9 protein-coding genes and 1 pseudogene are annotated in these 14,938 nt (G+C 70.6%); 7 read left to right on the forward strand and 3 right to left on the reverse strand.

All coding sequences use genetic code 11. The annotated features are described in order from the left end of the window. Positions 1-9: 9 nt before the first annotated feature. Positions 10-306: a substrate-binding domain-containing protein gene (locus Msi02_RS17700; protein WP_239108482.1), complete on the reverse strand. Its 297-nt coding sequence runs from the start codon at positions 304-306 to the stop codon at positions 10-12. Positions 307-464: 158 nt separating this feature from the next. Here Msi02_RS17700 and Msi02_RS17705 point away from each other — a divergent pair, with 158 nt between their 5' ends. The 6 genes and pseudogenes from Msi02_RS17705 to Msi02_RS17730 all read left to right on the forward strand — a co-directional run. Continuing rightward, positions 465-1,097: a carbohydrate ABC transporter permease gene (locus tag Msi02_RS17705; protein WP_239108483.1), complete on the forward strand. Its 633-nt coding sequence runs from the start codon at positions 465-467 to the stop codon at positions 1,095-1,097. Positions 1,098-1,100: 3 nt separating this feature from the next. Further along, complete coding sequence (locus tag Msi02_RS17710; RefSeq protein ID WP_204049370.1) at positions 1,101-2,036, forward strand: carbohydrate ABC transporter permease; 936 nt, start codon at positions 1,101-1,103, stop codon at positions 2,034-2,036. A gap of 78 nt (positions 2,037-2,114) precedes the next feature. Next, a complete protein-coding gene (locus Msi02_RS17715) occupies positions 2,115-3,479 on the forward strand; it encodes an ABC transporter substrate-binding protein (RefSeq protein WP_204049371.1) in 1,365 nt (454 codons plus the stop codon). A gap of 289 nt (positions 3,480-3,768) precedes the next feature. After that, on the forward strand, positions 3,769-4,935 hold the full coding sequence (locus Msi02_RS43315) for a cellulase family glycosylhydrolase (RefSeq protein WP_239108484.1): 1,167 nt from the start codon (positions 3,769-3,771) through the stop codon (positions 4,933-4,935). Between the two features lie 21 nt (positions 4,936-4,956). Then, a complete protein-coding gene (locus Msi02_RS17725; protein WP_204049372.1) occupies positions 4,957-6,996 on the forward strand; it encodes a beta-galactosidase in 2,040 nt (679 codons plus the stop codon). Between the two features lie 115 nt (positions 6,997-7,111). Beyond that, positions 7,112-8,647 (forward strand): annotated as a pseudogene (locus Msi02_RS17730) (FAD-dependent monooxygenase); the annotation flags it as partial. 48 nt (positions 8,648-8,695) lie between these two features. Here the strand turns inward: Msi02_RS17730 and Msi02_RS17735 are convergent. Next, positions 8,696-9,355 carry a maltokinase N-terminal cap-like domain-containing protein gene (locus Msi02_RS17735; RefSeq protein WP_204049374.1) on the reverse strand — a complete coding sequence of 220 codons (660 nt, stop codon included), beginning with the start codon at positions 9,353-9,355 and terminating at the stop codon, positions 8,696-8,698. Between the two features lie 167 nt (positions 9,356-9,522). Beyond that, positions 9,523-10,359, reverse strand: coding sequence for an SDR family oxidoreductase (locus Msi02_RS17740; RefSeq protein WP_204049375.1), 837 nt, complete (start codon positions 10,357-10,359; stop codon positions 9,523-9,525). Between the two features lie 771 nt (positions 10,360-11,130). Here Msi02_RS17740 and Msi02_RS17745 point away from each other — a divergent pair. Beyond that, positions 11,131-14,838: a laminin G domain-containing protein gene (locus tag Msi02_RS17745; RefSeq protein ID WP_204049376.1), complete on the forward strand. Its 3,708-nt coding sequence runs from the start codon at positions 11,131-11,133 to the stop codon at positions 14,836-14,838. Positions 14,839-14,938 lie beyond the last annotated feature (100 nt).

Raw genomic sequence — 14,938 nt, forward strand, 5'->3', positions numbered from 1 at the left:
GTGGCCGCCTCACGGCCTGACGCGCGGCGGCGCCGCCGTGCTCTCGCGGACGACCAGGCGGGTGGGGACGAGGTCGGTGCCGGGCCGGGACGCCCCGCCCTCGCGGATCTGCCTCAGCACGCCCTGGACACAGCGCCGCCCGACCTCGGCGAAGTCCTGGTGGACAGTCGTCAGCGGAGGGACGAAGCAGGAGGCGTCGGGGATGTCGTCGAAGCCGACCACGCTGACGTCGGCGGGCACCGCGCGCCCCCGCTCGTGGAAGGCGCGCAGCAGGCCGAGGGCCATCTGGTCGTTGGAGGCGAACACCGCCGTGCAGCCGGGTTAACCTCAGCCTGTTCCGCACCCGGCTGATCGGCGGGACGGCCTTCGTCGGCGCCGACAACTACCTGAAGGTCCTGCAGGACCCGCAGTTCTGGTCGGCGTTCGGACGCGTCGCGCTCTTCCTGGTCGTCCAGGTGCCGATCATGTTGTTCCTCGCGCTGCTGGTCGCGCTCGCGATCGACAGCGGCAGGCTGTACGGCACGGCGTTCTTCCGGATCTCGGTGTTCCTGCCGTACGCGGTGCCCGCGGTCGTCGCCACGCTGATGTGGGGCTTCATGTACGGGACCAGGTTCGGCCTGATCGGCAACATCAACGAGGCGTTCGGGATCTCGCTGCCCGACCCGCTGTCGCCCGACCTGGTCCTCGCGTCGATCGGCAACATCGTGACCTGGGAGTTCGTGGGTTACAACATGCTGATCCTCTACTCGGCGCTGAAGGTGGTGAACCCCTCGCTGTACGAGGCGGCCGCGCTCGACGGGGCCGGCCAGCTCCGGATCATCTGGGCGATCAAGCTTCCCGCCCTGCGCGGCGCGCTGCTGATCGCCACAATCTTCTCGATCATCGGCAGCTTCCAGCTGTTCAACGAGCCGAGCATCCTCAAGACGATCGCGCCGAACTCGGTCACCACCTACTTCACGCCGAACTACTACGCCTACTCGCTGTCCTTCGCGGGCCAGCAGTTCAACTACTCGGCGACGGTCGCCATCGTCATGGGGATCATCACGATGATCGTCGCCTACCTCGTCCAGCTGCGCGGCATGCGGAAGGCGGTCTGACCCATGGCGACCACTGCTCCGGTCACCGGCCGGAAGACCACCCCGGGCCATGCCCCCCTGGTGATCAGGCACGGGATCCGGCGGCGCCGGTCCCCGCAGGACCGCCGCAGCGCGACGCTGACCGTGCTGACCGCGCTCATGCTCGTCTACACGCTGCTCCCCCTGGTCTGGCTGGTGATCAACGCCACCAAGACCCAGGAGGGACTGCTGGGCTCCTTCGGCCTGTGGTTCGACGGCGACTTCGCCCTGTTCGACAACATCGGCACGACCTTCACGTACAACGACGGGATCTTCGTCCGCTGGCTGCTCAACACCCTGCTGTACGTGGTCGTCGGGGCGGGCGGCGCGACCCTGCTGGCGACGCTGGCGGGCTACGGACTGGCGAAGTTCGACTTCCCCGGCAAGAAGGCGGTGTTCGCCGTCGTGATCGGGGCGGTGGCGGTGCCCGGCACCGCGCTTGCCGTCCCCACGTTCCTGATGTTCGCCAAGATGGGCCTGACCGACACCCCGTGGGCGATCATCATCCCGTCGCTGGTCTCGCCGTTCGGCCTCTATCTGATGTGGACCTTCGCCAACGACGCCGTGCCGAAGGAGATCCTCGAGTCGGCGCGGGTGGACGGCTCGGGCGAGTTCCGCACCTTCTTCCGCATCAGCCTGCCGCTGCTGGCGCCCGGCCTGGTCACGGTGCTGCTCTTCAACGTGGTCGCGACCTGGAACAACTACTTCCTGCCGCTGATCATGCTGAAGGACCCCGACTGGTATCCGCTCACGGTCGGCCTCAAGGAATGGAACCAGCAGGCCCTCACGGCGGGCGGCGAGGCGATCTTCAATCTCGTGATCACCGGTTCGCTGCTCACCATCATCCCGCTGATCGCGGCGTTCCTGCTGCTCCAGCGCTACTGGCAGTCGGGCCTGGCCGCCGGAAGCGTCAAGGAATGACCGGCACGGCGTGACCGGCACGGCATGGCCGCCCCCACCGACGTCTGTCTCCCCGGATAACTCAGAAAGGCACATCCCATGGCGATAACCCGCCGTCGCGCCCTCCTGCTGGGCGCGGCCCTGACCGTGTCGCTCACCGCCGGCGCCTGCGGCTCCGGCGACGACGGCTCCGCCCCCGGCGCCGACGCGCCCGCCGCCCCCGCGGCGTCCGCGGCCGTCTCCGACGCCGACATCCAGAAGGCGCTCGACACCGGCGGCTCCATCACCGTCTGGGCGTGGGAGCCGACGCTCAAGCAGGTCGTCGCGGACTTCCAGGCCAAGTATCCGAAGGTCAAGGTCAACCTCGTCAACGCCGGCACCGGCAACGACCAGTACACGGCCCTGCAGAACGCGATCAAGGCCGGGTCCGGGGTGCCGGACGTCGCCCAGGTGGAGTACTACGCCCTGCCGCAGTTCGCCCTCGCCAAGTCGGTCGCCGACCTCAGCGCCCTCGGCGCGGGCAAGCTGGACGGCACCTTCACCCCCGGCCCGTGGAGCTCCGTCCACATGGGCAACGGCATCTACGGCCTGCCCATGGACTCCGGACCGATGGCGCTGTTCTACAACAAGGAGGTCTTCGACAAGTACGACCTCAAGGTGCCCACCACCTGGGATGAGTTCGCGGCGGACGCCGAGAAGCTGCACAAGGCGAACCCGAAGGCGTACATCACCAACGACACCGGCGACGCGGGCTTCACCACCAGCATGATCTGGCAGGCGGGCGGCAAGCCGTACACCGTGGACGGCACCACGGTCGGGATCAACTTCGCCGAGCCGGGCACGCAGAAGTTCACCGCCCTCTGGCAGAAGCTGATCGACGGCAAGCTGCTCGCGCCGGTCACCAGCTGGAGCGACGCCTGGTACAAGGGCCTGGGCGACGGCACCATCGCCACCCTGGTCATCGGCGCCTGGATGCCCGCCAACCTCGAGTCCGGGGTCAAGGCCGGAGAGGGCAAGTGGCAGGTCGCGCCCATGCCGCAGTGGGAGGCCGGCGGCAGGTCCACCGCCGAGAACGGCGGCAGCTCGCTCGCGATCCCCGAGGCCAGCGCCAACAAGAACCTCGCCTACGCCTTCCTGAAGTACGCCAACGTGGACGAGGGGGTGCAGACCCGGGTCGACGGCGGCGCCTTCCCCGCCACCACCGCCCAGCTGCAGGACCCGAAGTTCCAGGACAAGGAGTTCCCCTACTTCGGCGGCCAGAAGGTCAACCAGGTGCTCGCCGAGTCCGCCTCGCAGGTCGTCAGCGGCTGGTCCTACCTGCCCTTCCAGGTCTACGCCAACAGCATCTTCAACGACACGGTCGGCAAGGCGTACACCTCCTCCACCACGCTGCAGGACGGCCTGAAGGCCTGGCAGGACGCCTCTCTGAAGTACGGCGAGGAGCAGGGCTTCACCGTCAAGTAGCGGCCACCGTAGTCGCCGGGGCCATCGCTGCCGCCGTTCCGCGGGGAGCGCGGCGGCAGGACGGGCCGGGCGGCTAGACACACCCCGGCCCGTGCGTTCCCGGCGCACGTGCCGATTCCACCCGGCCGATTGAACTGCGCCGAGTCCACCGCATACGTACTTCCGCGGCGCCGCCGACCGGCGGCGTCGTCCCGGCCACCGACAGCCGATCCCCCTGACCCGACGGGTCGAACAGACAGGTCCAGCGGACCTCGCCCGGCTGCCGGTCCTCCCCCCGAAAGGAAGCACCATGCACTCCCACCCCCGCAAGCACCCCGGAACGCACGCACACCGCCGTTCGCTGGCCGGCGCGCTCACGGCACTGGCCGTCGTCTCCGCCGGTGTGCTGGCCGGCGCGACGCCCGCAGCGGCCGACACCAGCCAGTTCAAGGGCGTCAACTGGGCCGACCCCCGCGACAACTACGCCGACGATCCAGTGATCCCCTCGGGACTGTCCGCCTCCGACAGCTATGCCACGGTGAAGGCCAAGGCCGACGCCATCCTCACCGGCTTCCAGAACAACCTGGGCGCCAACACCGTACGGCTGCCGGTCAACCCCTACTCCGTCGGCACCGGCTGGTGGAACTCGTACACGGGCGCGATCGACGCGGCGACCGCCAAGGGCTTCAAGGTCGTGCTCGCCTACTGGGAGGGCCCCTCCGCCAAGGACGGCAGGATCGACGACGTCGCGGCGTGGACCTCGATGTGGAACACCGTCACCGCCAGGTACGGCGGCAACGGCCTGGTCTACTTCGAGCCGATGAACGAGCCGTTCGGCTACGGCCAGTCGGCGTGGGCGGACGTCGCCGCCGGCTGGATCGGCGACCACCCGTCGATCCCGAAGAACCGGATCTTCGTCAGCGGCACCGGCTACAACGACAACGTCACCTCCGTGTGCGCCGACAGCCGGCTGAACGGCACCTACCTGTCGCTGCACCACTACGGCTTCTGGGGCACCCACACCTACAACGACTGGGTCACCGACTTCAGGAACCGGATCGGCTCGTGCGCGTCCCGTACGGTCGTCGACGAGATGGGCGCGCCGATGACGACGGGCCTGAACTACAACGACGCGAACAGCACCGACAACTTCGTGCGCTACCTGCGCGCGGACACCGACACGATCCGCTCCCTCGGCATGGGCGCGATCTACTGGCCCGGGCTGCGGGGCGGCGACCCCTACACCCTGCAGACGCTGCAGGGCAGCGGCGTCAACCTCACGCTGAGCACGCCCAACAGCAGCGGCGTCGACCGAATCAGGTACGCCTGGGGCTCCGGCTCCGGGGGCACCTCCGTGCTGCGCGGCGTGCCCTCCAACCGGTGCCTCGACGTCAACCAGGCCCGCACCGCCAACGGCACCCCGGTCATCCTGTGGACCTGCAACGGCGGCGCCAACCAGCAGTGGAAGACCACGTAACCATCACTTGAAGGAGTCGTTGTGAACGCTGACCGACACCGTTGGGTGCGCTGGCCGTCCGACCCCGGACGGGCCCGCCTGGGGTTCGGGGCCGACTACAACCCCGAGCAGTGGCCCCGGGAGATCTGGGACGAGGACATGCGCGCGATGCGGGCGGCCGGGGTGAACATCGTCTCCTTGGCGATCTTCTCGTGGGCGCGGATCCAGCCGGACGAGGACGTCTGGGACTTCGGCTGGCTCGACGAGGCGATGGACCTGCTGCACGCCAACGGCATCGCGGTCGACCTGGCCACGGCGACGGCCTCGCCGCCGCCGTGGCTGACCGCCAAGCACCCGGAGATCCTCCCCGTGGACCAGCACGGCCACACGCTGTGGCCGGGCGCGCGGCAGCACTGGCGGCCGACCTCGCCGGTCTTCCGCGAGCACGCGCTGCGCCTGACCCGGGCCCTCGCCGAGCGGTACGGCGGCCATCCCGCCCTCGCCGCCTGGCACATCTCCAACGAACTCGGCTGCCACAACGTCTACGACTTCTCCGACGACGCCGCGACCGCCTTCCGCGACTGGCTGCGAGGACGGTACGGCACGCTGGACGAGCTGAACCGCGCCTGGGCGACCTCGTTCTGGTCCCAGCGCTACAGCGACTGGTCGCAGATCCTGCCGCCGCGCCTGGCCGCCTCCTACCCCAACCCCACCCAGCAACTGGACTTCAAGCGGTTCTCCTCCGACGCCCTGAAGGACTACCTGCGCGCCGAACGGGACGTCCTGCGCGAGCTGACCCCGGACATCCCCGTGACCACGAACTTCATGGTCATGGGCGAGACCAAGGGCATGGACTACGCCGACTGGGCCGCCGAGGTCGACTTCGTCTCCAACGACCACTACCTGCTGACCGGTCCCCAGGCCCAGGACGAGCTGTCCTTCTCGGCGAACCTCACCGGCTCACTCGCCGGCGGCCGGCCCTGGTATCTGATGGAGCACTCCACCAGCGCGGTCAACTGGCAGCCGGTCAACCTGGCGAAGCGGCCCGGCGGCCTGGCTCACGACTCACTCACCCACGTCGCGTACGGCGCCGACGCGGTCTGCTTCTTCCAGTGGCGGCAGTCGGCGGGCGGCGCCGAGAAGTACCACTCGGCGATGGTCCCCCACGCGGGCACCGACAGCGACGTGTTCCGGTCGGTCGCCGACCTGGGCGCCACGCTGGCCGCCCTCGCGCCGGTCGCGGGCACCCGGCGGCTGCGCGCCCCTGTGGCCATCGTCTTCGACTGGGACTCCTGGTGGGCCAGCGAGCTCGACTCCCACCCCACCTCGCTGCTGCGCTACCGGCAGGAGGCCCTCGACTGGTACACCGCGCTCCTCGACGCGGGCGTCCGGGTGGACGTCGTCGACGTGGACGACGACCTCAGCGGCTACCGGCTGCTCGTTGCGCCGATCCTGCACGTCGTGCCCGGCGCGCTCGCCCGCAGGCTGGAGGACTACGTCGCCTCCGGCAGGCACCTCGTCACCACCTACTTCTCCGGGATCGTGGACGAGGACGACCACGTGTGGCTCGGCGGCTATCCCGGGGCGCTGCGCGACCTGCTCGGCATCCGCATCGAGGAGTTCGGCCCCCTGCTGGACGGCGACGCCGTCGACCTCGACCTCGGCGTCACCGGCACCCTGTGGACCGACCGGATCGACCTCGCCGACCCGGCGACCGAGGTGCTGGCGACGTACAAGTCCGGCGACCACGCGGGCCGCCCCGCCGTCACGACGCGCCGTACGGGAGCGGGTTCGGCGTCGTACGTCTCCACCCGCCTCGGCCCGGAGGGTCTCGGGGTCGTCCTCCCCCACCTGCTGGACGTCGCCGGGGTCTCCTCGGAGCTGCCCTCCGAAGCCCGCGGGCTCGTGGACGTCGCCGTCCGCACCGACGGAACGGACGACTACTGGTTCCTGATCAACCGTACCGACCGGCACGTCGACCTGTCCGCGGTCCCCGGCGACCCCCTCCACGGCCCCTCCCTGGCGCCGGACACGACCCTGGCCCCCCGGCAGGTCCGCGTCCTGCGGCGGCCCCGCGGATAGCTGGCCGACAGCGGGGTCCTCGACGTCTGGCGCCGTTCCCTCCGCCGGGAGAGGATGACGGGGCGACGAGGGGCCGGCGCCGCACGGTCCACCGTCCTCGCACCGAAGATCACGGTCAGCGGATCGTTCTCGGGAGAGGCACATGGGAGAAGTCGTCATCGTCGGAGGCGGCCCTACCGGGCTGTGGCTCGCGGCGGAGTTACGTCTCGCGGGGGTCGAGGTCACGGTCCTGGAGAGGCGGGCGGAACGCGACCCGCACTCCAAGGGCTTCACGGTCCACCCCCGCACGATGGAACTGTGGGCGTCGCGCGGCGTCGGCGAGTCGTTCGTCGCGCAGGGCATCCGGGTGCCCGACTCGCACTTCGGTCTCCTCGACCATCGGATGGACTACACGACGCTCGACACCCCTTTCCCGTACGTCCTCCTGCTCGCGCAGCCGAAGGTCGAGGAGCTGACCGAGGGCTACGCCCGCGACCTGGGGGCGGACGTCCGGCGCGGGCACGCCTTCACCGCGCTGACCCAGGAGGTGGACCGGATCCTGGTGCGGGCCGAGGGCCCGGGAGGGCCCTACACGATGGAGACGGGCTTCCTGGTCGGCTGTGACGGAGTGGGCAGCGCCGTCCGCTCGGCCGCCGGGATCGGTTTCCCGGGAAGCGGCTCCACCGCGTACGCCTGGGTCGCCGACGCGACGCTCGACGATCCTCCGGCGGTGCCGTACTTCCAGAAGACCGACGCGGCCGGCCAGGTGCTGGTCGTGCCCATCGGACCCGGCCTCCACCGGGTGGCGGGCGTCGACGGCACCGGCGCCCTCGGGTGGGGGGGCAGGCCCGCGGAGAAGGAACTGCGCGCCTGGCTCGTGGCCGTCGCCGGCACCGACTTCGGCCTGCGCGACCCCGTCTGGGTGTCCGGCACGGGATCCGCCTCGTGCCTCGCCGACCGATACCGCAGCGGTCGCATCCTCCTGGCCGGGGACGCCGCGCACCGTTTGTTCCCCGCCGGGGGCATGGGCCTGAACCTCGGCGTGCAGGACGCGTGGAACCTCGGCTGGAAGCTCGCCGCCACCGTGCGGGGATGGGCTCCCGACGGGCTGCTGGACAGCTACCACGCGGAAAGGCACCCGGTAGGCGCGGCCACGCTGCGCCTGACCCGGGGGCAGACCGCGCTCATGACGACGTTCACGCCCGAGAACCTCGCCCTGCGGTCGGTCCTGGACGACGCCATCGCGCGGGTGCCGGAGTTCTCCCGCTTCCTGGCGGAGCAGGTCTCCGGCATCGGTGTGTCGTACGGACGGAACGCGGCTGATCACCCGCTCGTGGGGACACGCGCGCCGGACCTGCGGCTGTCCGACGGATCGGGGCTGTTCGCGCTGCTCGTCCCCGGGCGCTACGTGCTGCTCGACCTCACGGGAGCGGGCCGCGCCCTCCCTGGTGGGGTGACTACGTCCCGGGCGCTGCCCACCCCGCCGGGATTGACCGTGCGTGCGGACGAGCCGGTCGAGTCCCGGGCCGGATGGCGACGGGTCCGCGCCGCGCTCGTCCGCCCGGACGGGCACGTCGCCTGGGCCTCCGAGGAGGACGACGACGTGGCGCTACGGTCCGCGGCGGCCACGGCCCTCGCCGCCACGACCTGTGTCAGGACGCCGGACTCCTGACCGCCTCCTCCTAGGGACGGCTCATCGGAGGTCGCCGGCCGGGAACTGTCAGCGGGACGTGTCCGTGACGACGGCGAACACGCCGCGGACCTCGGCCCCGTCCGGCAGCCGCCAACCGGCCGTCACGTGACCCAGGGCGTCGGCGACGCCGGCTTCGCCGGGCCGCAGAACACGGGTCACCCGCATGGTCAGCCGTCCGCCCCCGTCGCGGTCCACGACGATGTCGGTGGCGTGCGGCGCGTCGGTCACGGCCGTCAGCCGGATCGGGCCCGACCCGGCGGCTCCCGCGAAGCTCCTGGTGACCGAAGGGTCGGGGGTGTGGCTCACGTTCTGATCCTGCGCCTCGGCGTCGCCCTGGAACAGGGCGTGGAGTTGTGCGACGAGGACCGGGTCGTGGGTGCCGTCGTAGATCCACCGCTGTCCCAGGACGCCGTGCTCCGCCGTCCCGATGAGGGCGTGATCAGCCCCCTCCAGCGGCGCGCTCCGGTAGGTGAACGGCACCTGGTAGAAGACCGGAGCTTCGCCGGAGACGTCGGTGACCACCATGAACTCGATGCCGACCTCGCCTCGCGGGTCGTCGAGCCGGAAGCCCCCGGCCTTCGTCAGCTCCGGGCGTCCCCCGCCTTCGTACCAGGGCTGAGCGGGCAGCCACGTGGTGAGCAGCTCCAGCTTGCTGGGCGTCAGCGTGGTGCGATGGATGACAGCCATACCGTGAAGCCCCTCCGTCGGCGTCCCGTCACCGTGCTCCCCGGTGCCACCGCCCGGGGCCGATCATCGTCTCACACGCCCCGCGGCGGCTCTTCACGTGCTCCCCCGTACCGGGGAGGTGCGGCGCGCCGGCGACCGCCCCGCCCCGGCGGGCCGCTACGGAGGTGCTAGTCGGCGAAGTCCGCGACGTGGTCGCGGGCCCACGTGGCGAAGGTGCGGGGAGCGTGGCCGGTGACCTGTTCGACGGTGCCGGTCAAGGGCACGGGGCGGCCGTCGTTGGCCTCCCAGTAGTCGAGCAGGGCGTCCGCATAAGGACCGGGGAGGTAATCGGCCATCTCCTGTTTCCATTCCTCGGGAGTGACGTGGTCGACGGTGACCGGCCGGTCGATGATCTCGGCGAGCTGCTCGATCTGTTCGCTGAACGTGAGGCTCTCCGGGCCGGTCAGGTGGAGGCGCCGGCCCTGGTGGCGTGGGTCGGTGAGCACGGTGAAGGCCACTTCGGCGAGGTCCCGTTCGTGGATGGGGTCGGTGTGGGAGCCCGGGTAGGGCAGGCTCACCGGGCGCCCGGCCTTGATGGGCCAGGCCCAGGCGCCCGCGTTGCCGGCGAAGGAGCCGGGGCGCAGGATCGTGGTGGTGAGCGGTGCGGCGAGCAGTGCGGTCTCGACGTCGAGATGGGACTTGGCCAGCGGGTTGCCGGCCGCGCCGGGATCCAGCACGCTCGCGGAGGACAGCAGGACGACGTGCTCGACCCCGGCCGTGACGGCGGCGTCGACGAAGTCGGCGATGTGCGAGGCCTCGGCGTACAGGAAGACCTCGGTGACGCCGGCGAGAGCGGCCGGGAAGGTGGCGGGATCGCGGAGGTCGCAGGTGACGGCCGTGACGCCGTCGGGGACCCGCAGCTGTGCGGGGTCGCTGGAGGCCACGCGTACGGGGCGACCGGCCTGAAGCAGCAGGGTCAGCAGGTGGGTGGCGACCGCGCCGCGGCCTCCGGTGACGAGAATCATGGAAATACTCCGGTGATCGGTACGGCTGTGGATGCGAGTGCCTTGCGGCGGAGGCGTGGAAGGCTCAGTGCGTGAGCGTTCCCCGGCGAGCGGGCAACGGGATGCTCATCGCGCACGCCGCGGTTGTCGCTCGCGACGAGCCGGGGAGCCGGCGACCAGGAGGCGCCGAGGTCTCGCACGACGGTGGCGGCGACCACGAGCAGGAAGACTGCCCACGCGCGGGGAGACAAGCACGTGGAGACAAGGATGAGGACATGGCAGGGCGAACTCTCCGCTGAGAGATCCAGACAGCCTTTGCCGAGGCTGTCGTGCCGGCCGGATGTCCCGACACGCTCGTGAACGAGCGCCGCACCTTACGATCAGGAACGTACCACGGGATTCGGGTGACAGGACAACCCGGTCCGGCAGCCGTGGGCGCGGCGGACGGCGGCTTCACCGCGATCCGAGAAGGAACGCCATCGGTCACTCAGCGTGAGAGCGCGGTCTTCGTGCAATGACATCGACGGCGGAGGTCTGGCACGCCGACGTACGCCCTGTGCACCACAATGTCAATTTGTCTGACTTACCGCCCTAATATCACTTATTTTCGCTTTATGTCAGCAACATGACTCGCATGCCTTCGTGGGCGAAAAGAATTCATTGACAGGGGGTGACGGTAAACGTTTAATGTGTGCGATCTTGCGGATTTCGTACGGGAGATAACCCATGTTTAGGTTTCCCGGACTGCGGAGTTGGCGTTCGCTCACTGCCGTGGTCGTGGCGGGTGTACTGGTGGGAACCGGGGCACCCCCGGCCGCGATGGCGGCACAGGAAAGTCGGACGGGGTCCGACGCGGGCCGGCTCAGCGGCTGGCAGCAGGCGCTCAAGCGCGCTGCCGAGATCCGGGAACCGGTCGAGGTGACCGAGGCCCGGACCGAGTTCACCACCACCTATGCCAATCCGGACGGCGAGTCGTTCCGGCTGGAGCAGTCGACCACCCCCGTCCGGGTCAAGGGAGCGGACGGGGCGTGGGTGTCACCCGACGCGACGCTGCAGCGGCGCGCCGACGGAAGCGTGGGGCCGGCCGCCGCCGCCGTGGGCATCTCCTTCTCCGGAGGCGGTGACGGCGGGAACCTCGTCACGATGACCAGGGACGGCCGGACCCTCGGGCTGGGCTGGCCGGGAACCCTGCCCGCGCCGGTGCTCGACGGTCGGAACGCCACGTACCCGAACGTCCTGCCGGACGTGGACCTCAGGATGACGGCGACGACCGAGGGCTTCCGTCAGGTCCTGATCGTCAAGACTCCGCAGGCCGCGGAGAACCCCGCGCTCGCCCGGATCCGGTACGCCGTCAAGTCGTCCGGGCTCAAGGTGGAGGAGACCGCGGACGGCGGCATGTCCGCCACTGACGGCAACGCCACCGAGGTCTTCACCTCGCCTCCGGCCGCGATGTGGGACTCCACCGGGAACCCCGCCGCCGGGCAGGCCACGGCGGAGGACGCCTCCGCGACCCCGTCCGCCTCGGCCCCGGCGGCCAAGGGCGGCACTCCCCAGGGCGCTCCCACCGCCGGGGAACCGGCGACACCGCAGACAACACCGCAGACGACCCCGCAGGCGGCGCCGGAGACGAACGCCCCTTCGGACGAGGGGCAGGCCGCGGACGGTCCCGCCCCCGGGGCGGGGCACGCCGAACTGCCGATCGAGGTCGGCAAGGACACGCTCACACTCGTCCCCGACGCCGGCCTGCTGAAGCAGAAGGACGAGTCGGCCTACCCCGTCTACATCGACCCGACCGTCACCTGGGGCGAGACCGACAGGACACTGCTGCGCTCGGACGGCTACAAGTCGTACAACTGGGGCAACGGCAGCAACAACCAGGGTGAGGGCGTCGGCCACTGCGGCACCTGGAACGGCTACTACTGCGGGCCCGGATACACCCAGCGGCTGTACTTCCAGTTCTCCCCCGCCAGCCTCAAGGGCAAGCAGGTGCTGAGCGCGGCGTTCCGCATCACCGAGCCCTGGGCGTTCCAGTGCGACCCCCGGTGGGTCGACCTCGTCCGTACGAACAACTTCACGTCGTCCACCACCTGGTCGGGCCGGCCGAAGGAGCTCGACTGGATGGTGGACCGCAACGTGTCGGCGGGCCGCGGCTCGGCGTGCGATCCCGACGAGCCGACCGCGCCGATCGAGTTCAAGGACAACCCCGAGGAGACGAACGAGAACCTGACCCCGACCGTGAAGGACTTCGCGGCGGGCAAGTTCTCCAAGCTCACACTGGAGCTGCGGGCGCACGACGAGGGCGACACCTCCGCCTGGAAGCGGTTCAGGAACGACGCGGTGCTCGTCGTCGACTACGTCGGAATGCCGGGGGTGCCGACCGGCGTCGGCCTGGTCACCGGCTCGGGCACGGTCTGCGAGACCAAGGAGTCGGCGCCCGCGGTCGTCTCCGACCCCACGCCCACCATGGCGACCATCCCGCAGACCCTCGCGGGCGGCGAGTCCGGCGCGATGCTGCGCGGGGCGTTCTACGTGCAGAAGAAGAACGCCGACGGGACCTGGACGCAGGCCTTCTCCACCATCGAGCGGCCGACGACCGGGCACGTGGGCGACAACGTGAAGGTGACCGCCGACGCGCCGACGCTGTCGGAAGGGGTGCTCTACCGCTACGACTCGTGGACGCGCTCGTACTACAGCAACTACACCAAGTGGCTGGCCGGGACCAGCAGCTACCTGAGCGCGGGCTGGTGCTACTTCAAGGTCGACCCGACCGCGCCGAAGGCGCCGGTGGTCACGCTCGGCGCGCCGTACACCGCCTGCACCACCACGAGCTGCACGCCGGCCGGCGGGCCGGGGCAGAGCACCACCGTCACCTTCGGCCCGGCCTCCGGTGACACCAACAACGTCGCCTACCAGTACCGCGCGTCCACCAGCTCGACCTGGTCGTCCGACGTCGCGGGCGCCACGGCCAAGGCCGTGATCACCCCACCGGCCGCCGGGACGTACAGCCTGTACGTCCGGGCCAAGGACAACGTCGGCAGGTACGGCGCGACCACGGTCGTCGACTTCCTCGTCGCCGCGGGCGCGGGCCCGGTCGGCAGGTGGCACTTCGACGAGGACTCCGGCGTCGCCGTCGACCGGGGCACCGGACACCACGACGCCACGCTGTCCGGCGGCGCCGTACGGGACGCCCGGGGACGCCGCGGCGAGGTCTGGTACGACGACGCGGGCACGGCGCTGACCACCCCGAAGGTCGACAAGGGGCTGGGCCTGAACGGCACGACGGCGTACGCGGCGACGTCCGGGCCCGTGCTGGAGACCCGGTCGGCCTACACGGTCGCGACCTGGGTGCGGCTCGACAAGGTGAGCGACGACGGCATCGTGCTGTCGCAGGACGGCTCTGGCGGCTACAGCCCCTTCCTGCTCTGGCACGAGAAGGACTACGGCGCCTTCTGCTTCGGGGTCAAGGAGAAGGACGAGGCGACGGGCAAGGCCTACTACGGCGTCTGCGGCAAGAACGGCACGTCCAGGGCGAACGTCTGGACCCACCTGGCCGGCACCTACGACCCGGCGACGCAGAAGCTGAGCTTCTACGTCAACGGCGTGCCGCAGGGCACCGCCACCGTGCCCGGCATGTGGTCGGCCACGGGACCGTTCGAGATCGGCCGCTACAAGTGGGCCAACGTCTTCCAGTTCTACTTCCCCGGCTCGATCGACGAGGTCGCCGCCTGGCAGCGGGTCCTGACCCCGGAGGAGGTCGCGACGGAGGCGCGGTCGGAGTCCCCGGCGTCCGGGCGCAACGATGTGGAGCTGGTGGCCGACTGGGACCCGGCGGGCGCCGCCGGGGCGCAGCTGCCCGACTCGCTGTCGGGCTACGGCCGGGCGCTGGCGCTGGCCGGCGGGGCGTCGCTGGACGGCGAGGGCCTGGTGCTGGACGGCGTGGACGACGCGGCCACCACCGCGGGCCCGGTCGTGGACGACACCGGCTCGTTCACGGTGACCGTGAAGGTCGAGCTCGACCGCGACAAGGTCCTCGCGAAGCCGATCGGGACCGTCGGCCAGGTGGCCGGGCAGCGTACGGCCGACGGCTCGTCGTGGGGCCTGTGGTTTGAGCTGACCGGCAAGGAGACGCAGCTCGACGACGACGGGAACGAGATCAGCGTCCCGGTCGGCTTCTGGCGCTTCGGCCGGGTCAACAAGGACGGCACGAAGACTTGGGTGAGCTCCGACACCTCGGCCAGTCTGGACAGCCCGGTCCGCCTGACCGGCGTGTACGACGCCCTGGCGGCGAACGGGCGGGTGGTGCGGCTCTACGTCGGCCACGAGCAGAACGACCTCGACATGGCCTACACCGCCGTGCCCGGGTCGGGCGACTTCGCGGCCGGCAAGGGCTTCAGCGCGACGTCCTGGGGTCACTTCCTCCCCGCGAGGATCACCGATCTGCGGCTGTGGGCGGGCGCCATGGCCGATTCCGACCAGATGGACGCCGTCATCGGCGACTGACGGCGGTGCGGGGACCGGCTCGCCGGTCCCCGCACCTCCCGCATCTCCCCCGGTTGATCCGCGGGTTCTCTCTTGTCCTCTCGAGGAGGTTGGGTCATGC

The sequence above is a fragment of the Microbispora siamensis genome, from assembly GCF_016863095.1.
In the GTDB taxonomy this organism is placed as follows: domain Bacteria; phylum Actinomycetota; class Actinomycetes; order Streptosporangiales; family Streptosporangiaceae; genus Microbispora; species Microbispora siamensis.

Coding starts and splice junctions, on each gene's coding strand:
- Msi02_RS17705 (WP_239108483.1), top strand. CDS start 465: ATGTTGTTCCTCGCGCTGCTGGTCGCGCTCGCGATCGACAGCGGCAGG.
- Msi02_RS17710 (WP_204049370.1), top strand. CDS start 1,101: ATGGCGACCACTGCTCCGGTCACCGGCCGGAAGACCACCCCGGGCCAT.
- Msi02_RS17715 (WP_204049371.1), top strand. CDS start 2,115: ATGGCGATAACCCGCCGTCGCGCCCTCCTGCTGGGCGCGGCCCTGACC.
- Msi02_RS43315 (WP_239108484.1), top strand. CDS start 3,769: ATGCACTCCCACCCCCGCAAGCACCCCGGAACGCACGCACACCGCCGT.
- Msi02_RS17735 (WP_204049374.1), bottom strand. CDS start 9,355: ATGGCTGTCATCCATCGCACCACGCTGACGCCCAGCAAGCTGGAGCTG.
- Msi02_RS17740 (WP_204049375.1), bottom strand. CDS start 10,359: ATGATTCTCGTCACCGGAGGCCGCGGCGCGGTCGCCACCCACCTGCTG.